The sequence below is a fragment of the Streptomyces sp. NPDC020965 genome (genome assembly GCF_044333555.1).
In the GTDB taxonomy this organism is placed as follows: Bacteria; Actinomycetota; Actinomycetes; order Streptomycetales; family Streptomycetaceae; genus Streptomyces.
Genome location: NZ_JBIRRE010000021.1, coordinates 1 through 14,949, shown reverse-complemented (window position 1 = coordinate 14,949; position 14,949 = coordinate 1). Strand labels below are relative to the sequence as shown.

The following is a 14,949-nucleotide window of genomic DNA, read 5'->3' as shown; positions in this document are numbered from 1 at the left end:
GATCACTGATACCCGCGACCCGGCCCACCCGGCCCGGGTCGCGGCCCCACCCGGCCCGGGTCGCGGTCCGACGCCACCGTTTCGGCCGGTTCCCATGCCGTCGGCGTCCCAGCTGGCGCCCCCCTCAGCGAGTAGCGCGACATCGACGCGACAGCGGGCGCACTGGCCCGACTCGTCATGACTCGGGGCGCCGGGGGGCACCACGAATCTCCGACGCCTTCGGCCACCCGCGGAACGGTCTACTCAGAGCCTGGGCAAGGACCTTACCTTCTGGTAACTTGCAGCACTGTTACCCAAGGTAACAGGCATTGTCGTCCCTGTGATCAACTCACGAGCTGAGGGAGTCATGCACAAGAACCCCACCCGGTACCTGACCGCGGCGCTGGTCACCGCGCTCGCCACCACCACTACGGCGGTCGCGTCAACCGCCACTCCGCCCACCGCGACCACTCCCGCCGCGGCATCAAAGGCCACGGCTCCGGCGGCTCCGGACCCCTTCTACACCTACGACGGCGCCAAGCCCCTGCCCTCCTTCGCCCCGGGCGACGTACTCAAGACGCGGACGCTCCCGTACCACGTCATCGGCGCTCCGACTCCGGTCAAAGCGATCCAACTGCTGTACCGCACCACCGACGCCCAGGGCCGCCCGACGGCCGGCGTGACCTCGGTGGTGAGGGCCCCGGGCGGCGATGGCCGCAAGGCCGTGTCGTACCAGTCGGCCTACGACTCGCTCAGCCCCGAGGACGCTCCGTCCCGGGCGATCGCGGGCGATGTCCGCCTCGGCGGCCTCATCCCGAACGCCGAGTCCGTCGTCCTGGTGCCGCTGCTGCTCAAGGGCTATGACGTCGTCATCCCGGACACCGAGGGGCAGACCGCCAACTTCGCGGCAGGACCGGAGTACGGCGCCACCACCCTGGACTCGATCCGGGCCGCCACTAGATCTTCGGCGACCGGCATGGGCGCCGAGACCCGGTTCGCCCTGGCCGGGTACTCCGGCGGCGCCATCGCCACCCACTGGGCCGCAGTCCGCGCGCCCCAGTACGCCCCCGAGGTGAACCGCAGGCTGGTGGGTTTCGCCGAGGGTGGACTGCTCGTCGCCCCGGCCCGCAACCTCAAGTACGTCGATGGCAGCCTGGTCTGGGCCGGCGTCATTCCCATGGCTCTCATCGGGGCGGCCCGCGCCTACGACATCGACCTCAAGCACTACATGAGCGACTACGGCCGGAAGGTCTACGACAAGCTCGAACACGCCTCAATCATCAACGTGTTGGCCCAGTACCCCGGCCTGACCTGGAAGAAGCTCGCGAAGCCGCAGTACGCCAACCCCAACTCCGTGCCGGAGTTCGTCGAGGCGGTCAACAAGCTCAACCTCGGCCAGGCCCCCACCCCGACCATCCCCGGGTACATCGCGCAGGGTAACGGCGGCGTCCTGGAGGGAACCTTCAGCAACCACCCGGGGATCGGCACCGGTGACGGCGTCATGGTCTCCGGAGACGTACGTACGCTCGCCCGGCAGTACTGCGCCGACGGCAACACATCGATCAAGTACCAGCAGTACGGCCTGCTCAGCCACGGCGGAACCACCGTGCCCTGGGCAGCCGTCGCGCTCGGCTGGCTGGACGACCGGTTCGCGGGCAAGAACCCACCATCCGACTGCGGCAGGATCCCCGCAGGCAATTCACTCGCACCGGAACGGCCGGCGCCTAACTCCTGACACATCCAGATCACCAGCGTGGGAACAGCCCGCACCGCCCGTCTTCCTCCCCCCGTCCGCGCGCCCCTCAGCCTCACCAACGCCTATCGCCGTGGTCGCACCGATGACGTCCCCTCCTCGTCGATGAGCGCGACGTGGTCGCCGTCAACCAACCCTTCCCGAACAGGCGCCGGCTGAAGTTCCCGGCCGCCCGGCGGCATTGCGCCCCGGGCGGCCTCCTCCTCACCCCCCGCTCCACCACCAGCGTCGGAGAGCCCCGCCCGCACGGCCGCCCGCGTTCGTCTCGAAACCCCGGGCGATCGGCCCGGGGGCTGGGGTGCTGCGTTGGCCGAGGCGGTGGATGCGCCGGATGAGGGCGCGGGCCGGGCGGTGGGCGTCGTCGGGACGACGCTTGTCAATCATGGTCTGGCGCCGCGGCTCTCGGTCCCGGTGAACCGCCCGCCCACGATGGATGGACGGTCCGCGTTCACCGGAACGGTCGGCTCAGCGCGCCTCACGGCCCCGGCGGGGCGCAGTAGAACGGGCAGGGCGAGGACGTCATTGCCGATGAACGAGGACTGCGGGTCCAGAGCGTTTTCCTCGTCCGCAAGCGCGATGTCCGGGAACCGGTCGAAGAGGGCGGGCAGCGCTATGGCGGCCTCCAGCCGGGCGAGCGGGGCGCCGAGACAGTAGTGGATGCCGTACCCGAAGGCCAGATGGTCCCTGTCCACGCGGTCGATCTTGAAGCCGTGCGCGGCGTCGTGGAACGACGGGTCCCGCCCGTGCGCCCCGAACCCGATGAGAATGGCCTCCCCGGCCGCTATGGTGACGCCCTCGCCGAGATCGATGTCACGGATCGCGAACCGCAGCGGAAGATGGACGACCGGCGGATGGAGCCGCAGGGTCTCCTCGATGGCATCGGCCCAGCGGGCGGGCTCGTTCAGCGTCGCGCTCAGCTGCTGACGGTGGGTGAGAAGCGCCCGGACGGCGTTTCCGATCAGCGCGATCGTGGTCTGGCTCCCGGCGCCGATCATCAGGAGCAGGGTAGAGATCAGCTCCGTCTCGGTGAGCCGGTCCCCCTCATGGGCGGTGAGCAGCAGACTGGTCATGTCATCGCCGGGCTCCCGCCGCTTCGCCTCCACGAGACGGTGCATGGCAGTGCTCAGCCCGCTCGTGATCCGCTCCGACTCCTCCTGGGGGACATCGGTGGCCAGGATCGCGTCGACGACGGAGAGCATGGCGGGGCGCTGGTCCTCGGGAACGCCGAAAAGATCGCAGATCACCCGGGTCGGCACACCGTGCGCGAAGTGCGCCCGGAGATCCACTACCGCGCCGTCCTCCAGGGCCTCCAGACCGTCCAGGAGGTCGGTGACGGCGGACTCGATCGAGGGCCGCAGCGACTGCATGCGTCGCGGTGTGAAAGCGGGTCCAATCAGCCTCCGTAACCGGGTGTGCTCGGCCCCCTCAGAGGTGGCCATGGAGTGGACGTCGATCCAGGGGGAGAGCCAGGGGACGGCGCCCGGCTGGTAACCGGTCCAGGTGCCACGGGCGTTCCTGGTGACATCGGGATGGGTGACCAGCCGCCTGACGACATCGCCGCGCGTGATGGACCAGGCGATGACGTTCTGGGGCAGCCGGACCCGCACGGCGGGCCCGATGGCGCGGAGTTCCTCGATCTGCTCGTACAGTCGGACACCCCCGTCGCTGGCAAGGACCGGGATGGAAACCTCGTGGCTGGTGGTCATGGGACACCTCCGGTCACGCGGGGGCGGCCGTCGGCGGGAGCGGCCACGATGGTGCGGTCTCGCTCCTGAGCACTGGGGCGCGCCGGTGCGTGGATGGAATGGACTTCGCGGCGACGGCGGGGAATCGGTACCGGGGATTGTGCTGCGCCCACTCAGGACTGCATAGAGGGAAATCAGCCTCTTGTCTGATTTCTGAGCCGATCCGGTGTGCGGGGAGCCGCCTTCGGGGAGCACGGTGCGCGCACGGTGTTGTTCAACGTCAGGTCTCCGGGTCCGCAACACCATCCAGCCGAGCGAACCGGTCGTGATCAGCTAGGTCCGGAAGGACTTGAGCGTCTGGTGGCCGCATGTGTCAGCCGCCAGGACACCAGCGGTGTCCCATTCGTCGGCCGCCGGGCCTCACCGCCCACCTCAACCCCGTCCGCGCACCCCTCAGCCTGGCCGGCGCCGCTAGACCGAGTGGTCCCCAACTGGTCCCCAAACCTGAAGCGCCGATGCCCTGCTGCGCCGAAACCGCCCGTCGGGATTCTCTGTGGGCAGAGGCTTTGCCGGAGGAGGCAGGCCGTGCGTGGGTGTCACTGAGCACCGGATGCGGAGGTGGCGGAAGCCGTGAAACCAGGCGATGGTCCGTTCCGCGACCCACCGGTGGACGCCGAGGCCGGATCCGTGTGGGACTCCGCGGCGGGCGATCACGGGTTTGACGCCGGTCTCCCGGACCAGGCGGCGGTACTTGTCGTGGTCGTAGCCGCGGTCGGCCAGGAGCGCGTTGGGCCGTCGGCGTGGCCGGCCGACAAGCCCTGCGATCTGCGGGATCTTCCGCGGCAGCGGCATCAGTTGGGTGACGTCATTGCGTTTCCCGCCGGTCAACGACACCGCGAGCGGGATGCCCTGCCCGTCGACGATCAGGTGGTGCTTGCTGCCCGACGGGGCTGGGCCCGCTTTTGGGCCTCGCCGAGCGGCCCTCACATGGGAGGAGTCGATCACCGCCCGGGACCAGTCCAGCTTAGGGCCTCTAATCGAGGCCCAGCACAACCTCAGCCCCGACCAGGTTGACCACAAGTCGGCAAAACACGGCAGTCCAGTTTGAGTGCGAGCTCAGCAAACGCTGACTTGGTAATGGGCCGTCGCCGAAACCGCGGGAGAGCCGGCCTCCTCGCTCATGAACTCGTCGGGCGGTTGGAGCGGTATCTCGCCCGCTGCCAACCGCTTCGCCGGACTCTCCGCTTGAGTCCGCAGTAGGCGCTGTCCTCTGATTCGGCGCCGAGCCCGCTGCGGTGGCTTTCTACAGTATCCGCCCGCTCCCCGCTGGTGCGGTGATGCCGAGTCCGGGCTGTGGCGCGAGGCACAATACACCGACCTTGCCGATGTGCTGGTTGAGCTGCACGCGGCGGGTTGCTTCGCCAACGTCGGACAGGGGGTGGACCTCCCCGACCGTCGGCTTGATCAGCCCGTACTCGAAGAGGCGGGTGCACTCGGCCATTTCCTGAAGGTTGGCACCGTGGCTGCCGATGATCCTCTTGATTTTCATCCACAGATACCGGTTGTCGTACTCGTGGTGATAGCCCGTGCTCGATCCGCAGGTCACGACGGTGCCACCACGGCGCACCACGAACACAGAGATGCCGAAGGTGGCCCGACCGGTATGTTCGAAGACGATATGAGGGTCCTCGCCGACCTCGCGGCGAATGATTGAGCCGAGCAGTTTGCCCGCCTTGATCGTAAGCGCTGGATCGTCCGTGGAACCGTCCAGACCGATCTTCTGACGGTTGATCACGACGTCGCAACCCCACTGGCGTGCGGCATCGACCTTCGCCTCCGAGCCGACGACACCGACGGCGATCCCGCCACCGCTTTTGACGAGTTGTGCGGCGAAGGCGCCCAGACCCCCCGCGGCTCCCCAGATGAGGACGATATCGCCCTGTTTCATCCGTGCGCCGCGGTCGCTCACCAGCATCCGGTACGCGGTGCCGGCGCACACGGGGATGCTGGCGGCATCCTCCCAGGTGAGGTTCGCCGGTTTGGCCAGGATCTGACTCGCCCGGGCCACGGCGAACTGCGCGAGGGCGCCGTAGTTGGTCTCGAAGCCCCATGCGAGTGGGTGGTCGGTCATGACGCTGTCCGCCTGGGCGGCGGGTGCCTGGTCGTCGATGTAGGTGGGGGTGGCGAGCACGTGGTCGCCGGGGCGCCAGCGCCGGACACCAGAGCCGACGCGCACCACAACACCGGATCCATCGGAGCCCAGGACGTGGAAGGGCTGATCGTGACGGGTGGCCCAGCCGCCCTCCTTCCCGAAGGCGCGCAGATACCGGAAAGTGGACAGCGGCTCGAACTTCGCCGACCAGACGGTGTTGTAGTTGATGGAGCTGGCCATCATGGCGATGAGGACTTCGTCGGGGGCGAGTTCGGGCATGGGGATCTCGCCGATGTGCAGGGAGCGGCGTACGTCTTTGTCGACGATCCCGCGGAAGATCTGTTCGTCCTCTATGCGCAGATGAGCGGCGGTGAAGTGGGAGGGGAGTTCGGCGCGTTCGATCTCCTCTCGCCCGCCCCCGCCTAAGACGACTTCGGTGAGTGACATGGTGTGTGCCTCCTTCACCGGTACGGCGGCTCGGCAGGCCGGTCGTACCGATCGGGGTCATGAGGGGCCGGTCCTTCCGGCCCCGGGAGAGGGGGTCAGGCGGTGAGTCCGCCGTCGATGGCAAGGCAGGCACCGGTGATGTAGGAACCGGCGCTGCTGGCGAGATGGACGATGGTCTGGGCGATATCGGAGGGGTCTCCATAGCGACCCAGCGCGATGTGGCTGCGCATGAAGTCGGAGTGCTCTGCGGCTGCGGGGTTCAGATCGGTGTCGATGTGGCCGACGGTGAGGAGGTTGATGGTGATGTTGGCGGGCGCGAGTTCCCGCGCCAGTGCACGGGTCATGCCGGTGAGTCCGGCTTTGGTGGCGCTGTAGAGCGAAACCGCGGCGTAGGGAGGTGGATAGGCCCGCTCGGCCAGAATGCTGCCGATGGTGATGATGCGTCCGCCGTCGCGCAGGTGTGGGACGGCGGCCTGAATGGCGAGGTAAGGGCCGCGGAAGTTGACGGCGATCAGCCGGTCGATGTCCTCCAGCGTCATTGCCTCGATCGGATTGACGATAGCGAGGCCGGCGTTGTTCACCAGGATGTCCAATCCGCGGAGCGTGTCGGCCGTGCCGGTGACCGCGGAGCGCAGGGCATCGGGGTCTCCGCTGTCGGCCCGGACCGCCCAGACACGGCGACCGAGTTCTTCGACCTCGCCCCTGAGGTGGCATGCCTGGTCGGCGCTGTGGAGGTAGGTGAAGCCCACATCCGCTCCGGCCCGGGCCAGATGCAGGACGGCGGCCCGGCCGATGCCCCGGGTTCCCCCCGTGACCAGCGCGTTCTTTCCCTCCAGTGGCAGTGTCATGGTGTCGCTCCCTCCGTGATGCCGGTGTGTGCGTCTCCTGCCGGGGAAAGTCCTGTCAGCCAGCGTTCGATGACCTCGGCGGTGTCGGCGGCATGTCGGTGCAGCAGCGAGAAGTGGTTCGCTTCGGCGTGGTGCACAGGCCCGGGAATCGGCCATGGCGCCAGCGGTGCTCGGGTACCGGGGAAGACCCGTGCGGCTCGGATCAGGAGGGTGGGGATGGGCAGCGGCCGCGGGTTCCAGTCGGTGAAGAGCCCGAAGTAGGCCCCGGTGGCAGCGAGTCCGTGATCACCGAGGGAGGTGGCGTTGGGCCGGCTCAGGCCGAGTCGCAGCACTGCCGCCGTCTGGTCCGGTGCGGTGTGCCCAGGGGGTGGTGTGTCGAGCAGCACGACCCCTGCCGGTGGGGTGCCCGCTGCGCAGAGCTCCGCGGCGACGGCGTGCGCCGCCCAGCCGCCTGAGGAGTGGCCCACGAGCACGGTGTCGCCGGCGTGCTGGCGGAGGGATTCTCCCTGGGTACGAGCGAAGTCGGCCAGGGTGTTCGGGACGTGGGTGCCCCGACGGTAGCCCGGTGGGGGCAACAGCCGCACGTCGCGTGAGCCTTGGAATGCGGCGGCGAGGCGGGCGTACTCAAACGGGCTGGCGCCGCCGAACAGGGAGGGCAGACAGATGAGGACAGGGCGGTTCGGGCTCCGTGCCAGCCGCACCAGCGGTGGCGCGTGCTCCGGGGAGGGGCCGGTGAAGACGGGTAGCAGCCGTCCTGCCCTGGTGAGCAGGTCCACTGCGGCCTGTGGTTCGGCATGCTCCAGCGCGTTGAGGACGAGTGCGACGAGTATGCCGGGAGGGGTGTCGGAGCCGCTCCCTGAGACCTCTTGGCGGGCTTCGACGACCGGAGCGCCGGATGGTGTGGGCGATGTCTGGGGATCGGGTGCGTCGGGGGGTGCGGGGTCCTTGACGCCCGCTGTCTGTCGCCCGGTGACGAGCGGGTGCAGATGCTGGGTGAGGGCGTTGGCGGTGGGGTGCTCCAGGAGTACTGCGAGGGGGAGGGGCAGACCGGTGGTATGGCTGAGCCGCTGGCGCAGTTGGGTGGCGGTGACGGAGTCGAAGCCCAGCGCGGACCACTCGGTGTCGGGATCGATGGCCTTCGGGCCGGAGTGCCCGAGGACGTTGGCCATCAGGGTGCGAACGGTCTCCAAGAGGAGCTCGGGATGGGATTCGAGGTCTGTGTGCTCCACCACAGGGGATGGTTGCCCGGTGGTCGCCTGTGCGGTCGCCCCGTGCCGGGCGGGTGCGAGCCAGAACCGTTGGTGCTGGAAGGCGTAGGGCGGCAGGGGCACCGGTGCCGTGGTGTCGCCGGAGAAGACCTGGTTCCAGTCGATGGCTCGGCCTTGCAGGTGTAACTGGGCGAGAGCGGCGACTGGCGGGCCCCCCTGGCCCCGGCGCAGTGTGCCGAGGGCGGCAGATTCACCGTTGGCGTCTTGCAGCATTGTGTCCAGTGCGGGGAGCAGGGTGGGGTGGGGGCTGACTTCGAGGTAGGTGGTGTGTCCGCTCTCCAGCAGCGCCTGCACCGTGTCCTGGAAACGGACCGTACGACGAATGTTGTGCCACCAATACCCCGCGTCAAGCCGCTCTCCGCTCAGCGGGCTGTCATGGGGGTAGCCATCGACAGTGGAGTGGAAAGGGTACCGAGTCGACCGCGAGCTGACCGACCCCCACTCGGCGAGTATCCGCGATCGCACCCGGTCCATGACCGGTCCGTGGGAAGGAAACCCGATCTCCAGAGCACGAGCACGAACACCCCCCGCAACACACTGAGCAGTCAACTCCTCCAAAGCCTGACGCTCACCAGAAACCACCGTCGCCGAGGGACTGTTCACCGCCGCGACAGACAACCGGCCCTCAAAGCGGGTAAGACGCTCCACCACCTCACCCTCACCGAGTGCCAACGACGCGATGTCACCCGCGCCCGCTAACTCCGCAATGGCACGCGAACGCAACACCACAACCCGCGCCGCATCCTCCAACGACAACGCACCCGCAATATGAGCAGCAGCAATCTCCCCCTGAGAATGACCGATCACCGCATCCGGGACGATGCCATACGACTCCCACAACCGCGCCAACGACACCATCACCGCCCACAACACCGGCTGCACCACACCCAACTCCGTCAAACCCGGAGCACCCACATCCCCCCGCAACACCGCAAGGAGATCCCACCCCACCCACAAACCCAACACCCCCGCACAGGCATCAAGATGCCGACGAAACACCGGCTCCACCTCATACAACTCCACCCCCATCCCCAACCACTGCGACCCCTGCCCAGGAAACACCCACACCAACTTCGCAGGACCATCGACGGGGGTGGTCCCGCGGCTCACAGCCGGGTGCGGGCGTCCCTGGGCCACAGCTTCGAGGGCGGCGGACAGTTCGGTCGCCGGGCAGGTGATGGCGGTGCGATGGGGAAAGTGGGTGCGGGTGGTCGCCAGGGCGCGTGCCACCGCGGCCGGAGCGAGGGCGGGGTGGGCGATCAGGTGTTCCGCGAGACGGGCGGCCTGGTCGCGCAGGGCTGCCGGGGCGCGACCGGAGAGCAGCCACAGCGGCGGGGAGGGGGAATCCGGGCGGGCGGACCCTGCTTCCGGTGCGGGCGGGGCCTGTTCAAGGATCAGATGGGCGTTGGTACCGGAGATCCCGAAGGAGGAGACCGCGGCGCGGCGCGGCCGGCCGGGGGCGTCTGGCCAGGGGCGAGGGTCGGTGAGCAAGCGGACGCCACCCGCTGACCAGTCCACATGTGGTGTGGGAGTGTCCAGATGCAGACTGCGCGGCAGCCGGCCGCGCTGGATCGAGAGCACGGTGGCGATCACGCCGGCCACTCCGGCAGCGGCGAGGGTGTGACCGATGTGCGACTTGACGGAGCCAATCAGCAGCGGGGTGCCGGTGCGGTCGCGTCCATAGGTCTCTAGGAGCGCCTCGGCTTCGATGGGGTCGCCGAGGGAGGTGCCGGTGCCGTGTGTCTCCACCGCGTCGATGTCGTGAGGGGACAGCGCGGCGTCGGCGAGTGCGGCTCGGATGACGCTCTGTTGCGCTGGTCCGTTGGGTGCGGTCAGACCGTTGGAGGCGCCGTCGTGGTTGAGGGCGGAGCCACGGATCACCGCCAGCACCCGGTGGCCGTTGCGGTGGGCGTCGGCGAGGCGCTCCAGCACGAGAACTCCCGCGCCTTCGGCCATCCCCATTCCGTCGGCGGCGGCGGAGAACGCCTTGCTGCGGCCATCGGAAGCCAGTACGCGTTGCCGGGAGAAGGTCTGGAAGCCATCCGGGCCGGTGAAGACGCTAACCCCACCGGCCAGTGCCAGGGTGCACTCACCACTACGCAATGCCCGGACGGCGAGGTGAACCGCGGTGAGGGAAGAGGAACAGGCCGTGTCCACACTGACCGCCGCGCCCCGCAGCCCCAGGGTGTAGGCGATCCGTCCTGAAGCGACGCTGGGAAGAGTGCCGGTGCCCGCGTACGCCTCCAGTTCGGGCGGATAGTGCCGCAGCTCGCCACCGTAGCCACTGGGTACGATCCCGGCGAACACTCCGGTGAGGGTGGAACGGAGTGAGGCGGGGACGATCCCGGAGTCCTCCAGCGCCGCCCAGGCGACCTCCAGCAGAATCCGCTGCTGAGGGTCCATCGCGGTCGCCTCCCGCGGGTTGATCCCGAAGAAGGCCGCGTCGAACCCCGCCGCGTCCGCCATAAAGTTGCCGTGGCGGCAGTAGCTGGTCCCGGGGTGGTCCGGGTCGGGGTGGAAGATCGATGTCAGGTCCCAGCCGCGGTCCTCATCCAGGTCGCCGGCCGTGTCCCGGCCCGACTCCAGCAGTCGCCACAGCTTTTCGGGGGAATCGGCATCGCCGGGGAACCGGCAGGCCATGCCCACGATCGCCACGAGTTCCCCGGTGGCGCGTAGCCGCGCGTTCTCGGCCTGGAGGCGGGTGTTGTCCAGCAAGGTGCGGCGCAGCGCCCCGGTGAGCTGCTCGGTGGAGACATCCATGGTCTGCCGATCTCTCGAAAGAGTGGGGTACGAGGGGTTACGTGCCGGTCTCGGGCGGCGCAAGGGCGAGCAGCTCCGCCGGGTCGGCCCGGCGCACCTGCTCGGCGACATCCGTGAGATCCGTGACATCCGGTTCTGCGTCGTCCCCGGGCTCCTGTGGCCACAGCTTCTGCACCAGGTGGTGGGTGAGCTGCTGTGGAGTGGGGTGGTCGAAGAGCAGCCCGGCTGACAGGCGCAGCCCGATGGCTCGGGAGATTCGGTTGCGCAGTTCCAGGGCGGTCAGTGAGTCGAAGCCGACCTCCTTGAAGGTGAGTTCCACCCCGATGGCGTCCGCGCGGTCATGCCCGAGCACCCCGGCTGCATACCGCTGAACCGTCTCCAGCAGCACTGCTGCCCGCTCCTGGGCGGGCAGGGAGGTAAGCCGCGCGGCGAGTTGTCCGGCCTCAGCGGCCGGGGCGTGGCCAACGCGCCGGGAAGGCGTCGGGCGGACCAGATCGCTCATCAGCGGTGGTACCGGTTCCCCGCGTTCGGCCAGGGATTTCAATGGCCCGAGCCCCAGTCGCAGCGGAGCCAGCATCGGGTGTGGCAGGGCGCGTGCGGCGCCGAAGAGGGCGAGGCCCTCATCAGTGGTGAGGGGTAGCACCCCAAAGCGGTGCAGTCGGGCCTCGTCACTGCTGGTGAGATGGTCGGTCATGGCGCTGCGCTCGCCCCAGAGCCCCCAGGCCAGCGACTGTGCGGGAAGCCCTCGGGCGCGGCGGTGCTGTGCCAGGGCGTCCAGGAAGGCGTTTGCAGCGGCGTAGTGTGCCTGTCCTGGGCCGCCCAGCACCCCGGCGCCCGAGGAGAACATCGTGAACTCGGCCAGTTCCAGTTGCGCGGTGAGGCGGTGGAGTTGGAGCGCGGCATCGGTCTTGGGCCTGAGTACATCGGCGACCTGCTGAGGAGTCAGGGAGGCCAAAAGACCGTCGTCGATGATTCCCGCGACGTGCACCACTGCGGTGAGGGGGTGTTCCGCGGGGATGGTGGCCAGGGCTGCGGTGAGGGTGTCCGGGTCGGCCGCGTCACCTGCGAATAGAGTCAGCTCGGCGCCTTCGGAGGCGACCTGGGCACGTAGTTCCTCGATGCCAGGGGCTTGGGGGCCGGAGCGGCTGAGCAGCAGAAGATGCCGAGCGCCGCCCGCGGACAGGTGCCGGGTGACCGCCCGGCCCACCGTGCCGGTCCCTCCCGTGATGAGTACGGTGCCGTCCGGGTCAGCGGTGCGGGGCAGGGTGAGGACGAGTTTGCCGATGTGCCGGGCATCGCGCATAGAGCGGAACGCTTCGGGGGCGTGCCGGATGTCCCGGCAGCGCACCTGTAGTGGGGGTGCACTCCCCGACCGCCACCGGTCGGCCAGATCCTCCAAGAGGGCGGATACGCGTTCGACCGTGCAGTCACCTTCGAGCAGGTGGAACGGCAGATAGGCGATGTCCGGGCGGACCAGGGCGAGGTCGGCGGAGTCGCGTAGGTCGGCGACGCCGGTCTCGACGAACCGACCGCCGGGCGCCAGCAGTCGTAGTGAGGCATCGGTGAAGGGCCCGGCGAGGCTGTTGAGCACCACGTCCGCCCCGCGCCCCTGGGTGGCCGTGCGGAACCGTTCCTCGAATTCGGTAGTACGGGAGTCGGCGATGTGCGCGTCGTCCAAACCGAGCGCGCGCAGCGCGGGCCACTTGCGGCGGTGCGCGGTGGCGAAGACGGTGGCGCCGAGCAACTGGGCGATGTGTACGGCGACGGTGCCCAACCCACCTGCCGCGGCGTGGATGAGCACGCTCTCGCCCGGCCGCAGCCGGGCCAGCTCCACGAGGCCGTACTGGGCGGTGGCCCAGACCGCGGGTAGCGACGCCGCCTGGGGGAAGGGCAGATCATCGGGGATGCGGACCACCAGCCGGTGGTCGGCGACCACATGGGTGGCCAGGGCGGGCATGGCCAGTCCGGCGACGCGGTCGCCCGGCGCGAGCGAGGTGACGCCAGGCCCGGTCTCCAGGACGACCCCGGCCGCGTCGCGACCGAGGGCGGACTCGGCGATGGCGACGGTGTCCGACCCCAGGGCGACCAGGAGGTCACGGAAGTTCAGCCCGGCTGCGTGGACGGTGATCCGGACCTGCCCCGGCTCCAGTTCCGCAAGTGCCTCCGGGGCTGGGGTGAGGGCCAGGCCCTCCAGGGTGCCACTCCGGTCGGGCGCGAGCCGCCAGGCAGCGGCAGCGGGTATCTCCAGCGCCTCCGCGGTTTCTGTCTGCCGCAGTTGGGGGCGCAGCACGGCACCGCCCCGTAGGGCGAGCTGTTCCGCGCCGCCCGCCAGCACCGCCAGTGCCGTCAGAAGTGTCTCGGGGGCCACGACGTCGTCGGACGCGAGGTCGAGCAGGCAGAATCGGCCCGGTTCTTCGAGTTGGGCGGAGCGGATCAGCCCCCACACGGCCGCCTGGGTGGGGTCGGGTATGTCGTCGCCTGGGTCGACGGCCGCCGCACCTCGGGTCACCAGCACCAGCCGTGATGAGGCGAGGCGTTCGTCGGCGGCCCAGCCACGGGCCGTTTCCAGGGCGTTGAGCACGGCCTCGCGGACGGTGTCGGCGTCCAGGACCGCCCGATCGGGGCACCGCAGGCACACCAGTTCCGGCGCAGCCACCTGCTGGTCCAGTGCTGCGCCGAGTTCGGTGAGCCCCGCGTAGCGGATGATTCGATGGTCCGACGTCCGCAGGGCGTCGTCCAGGTCGGTGTTCCCTTCCCCGAGGAGGGCGATGGTGAGGGGCTCGGGCCTGGTGGGTGCGGGGTCGGCCATTCGCCAGCCGATGCGGTAGAGCCGTCCGTCGCCGGAGAGTCGGGCGAGCTGGTGGAGCGGGAGTGGGTGGGTGGTGAGCGTGCCGGTCGCGACGCCGGCATCGGACTCGTCGTAGATCGTGACCTGGTAGCTGTCCGTGTCCACGGGTGTGCACCGGGCACGGACCGTGCGCGGATCGGCGCCGGTCATCCGGACGTTGGTCCAGCTGAAGGGCAGGTTGACGGTTCCGTGCCGGAGGTTGTCGTCCAGGGCGAGGAGTCCGTGCAGAGCTGCGTCGAAGAGCGCCGGGTGAAGGCGGTACCCGGCCTCCCGGTCGCCGATGGAATCGGGGAGGGTGGCCTCGCTGTACACGGTGTTTCCGACTCGCCAGAGGGCGCGCAGGCCGAGGAAGGCCGGGCCGAAGGTATAGCGGAACTCGTCCATCCGCTGTCGGATGCTCTCAATCGGAACCATCTCACCCCCTTCTGGCGGCCAGACGCCGAGAACAGGGTGCGGGCTCCGGTCGCTCTCGGGCGCTAGTACGGCGCTGGCGTACCTGGTCCATTCGCCGTCGCCTTCCTCGGGTCCCTCGCCGCGTGCAAAGAACCAGGCGGCGCGATGCCCCTGCTCGGCGGGGAACACGCGAACGCGGAGTTGTATTTGATACTGCTCGGGCAGGATCAGCGGCTGTTCGAAGACGACTTCCTCAAGGAGAGGTAAGCCGGTATGCCCGGACGCCTCTGAGAAGAGCTCGATGATGGCAACTGCGGGGAAGATAGCGGTGCCGTCAAGGGAGTGGTCGGCCGCCCAGGCATGGTGCTCATGAGTGAGTCGTCCGGTGAGCACCAGAGCGCCATCGTCGGGGAGTTCCATGACCGCGCTGAGCATGGGATGGTCGACCCTGCCGAGTCCCAGCGCCGTGGCGTCGCCGGCGCGGGCAGTGCTGCGCCAGTAGCGCCGACGTTCGAAGGGGTACGTGGGCAAGTCAACGGAATGTCCGCCGATGCGGCTGTGCAGTGCGTGCCAGTCAAGCTCACGCCCCGCCGTGTAGAGGTGACCTGCGGCCGAGAGCACGGCTGTCGCGCCCTCTCCTCGGCGTAGGGTGCCGGTCACCGTCACACCGCCGGAGCGGGTGGGTCGGTCGTCTGCCCATCGCTCGGCGGTGTCTTCCAGGGCGGGGAGGAGGGTGGGGTGGGGGCTGACTTCGAGGTAGGTGGTGTGTCCGCTCTCCAGCAGCGCCTGCACCGTGTCCTGGAAACGGACCGTACG

The 14,949-nt window shown here is 69.2% G+C and carries 6 protein-coding genes and 1 pseudogene; 1 reads left to right on the top strand and 6 read right to left on the bottom strand.

All coding sequences use genetic code 11. The features are described 5' to 3' along the window. Positions 1-346: 346 nt before the first annotated feature. Entirely contained in the window at positions 347-1,714 is a 1,368-nt protein-coding gene (locus ACH4S7_RS35950) for a lipase family protein (protein ID WP_398525633.1), read from the top strand. A 398-nt stretch (positions 1,715-2,112) separates the two neighbouring features. Here ACH4S7_RS35950 and ACH4S7_RS35945 read toward each other — a convergent pair whose 3' ends face one another. The 6 genes and pseudogenes from ACH4S7_RS35945 to ACH4S7_RS35920 form a co-directional block, all read right to left on the bottom strand. Then, a complete protein-coding gene (locus ACH4S7_RS35945; protein WP_398525632.1) occupies positions 2,113-3,438 on the bottom strand; it encodes a cytochrome P450 in 1,326 nt (441 codons plus the stop codon). Positions 3,439-4,023: 585 nt separating this feature from the next. After that, a pseudogene (locus tag ACH4S7_RS35940) lies at positions 4,024-4,443 on the bottom strand (transposase); the annotation flags it as partial. A gap of 277 nt (positions 4,444-4,720) precedes the next feature. Further along, complete coding sequence (gene ccrA / locus ACH4S7_RS35935; RefSeq protein WP_398525631.1) at positions 4,721-6,016, bottom strand: crotonyl-CoA carboxylase/reductase; 1,296 nt, start codon at positions 6,014-6,016, stop codon at positions 4,721-4,723. Between the two features lie 95 nt (positions 6,017-6,111). Then, complete coding sequence (locus ACH4S7_RS35930; protein ID WP_398525630.1) at positions 6,112-6,864, bottom strand: SDR family NAD(P)-dependent oxidoreductase; 753 nt, start codon at positions 6,862-6,864, stop codon at positions 6,112-6,114. Then, entirely contained in the window at positions 6,861-10,892 is a 4,032-nt protein-coding gene (locus tag ACH4S7_RS35925; protein ID WP_398525629.1) for a type I polyketide synthase, read from the bottom strand. Before ACH4S7_RS35925 ends, ACH4S7_RS35930 begins: the two co-directional genes overlap by 4 nt. A gap of 37 nt (positions 10,893-10,929) precedes the next feature. Further along, on the bottom strand, positions 10,930-14,949 hold a 4,020-nt coding region (locus ACH4S7_RS35920; RefSeq protein ID WP_398525628.1), incomplete at its 5' end, for an SDR family NAD(P)-dependent oxidoreductase.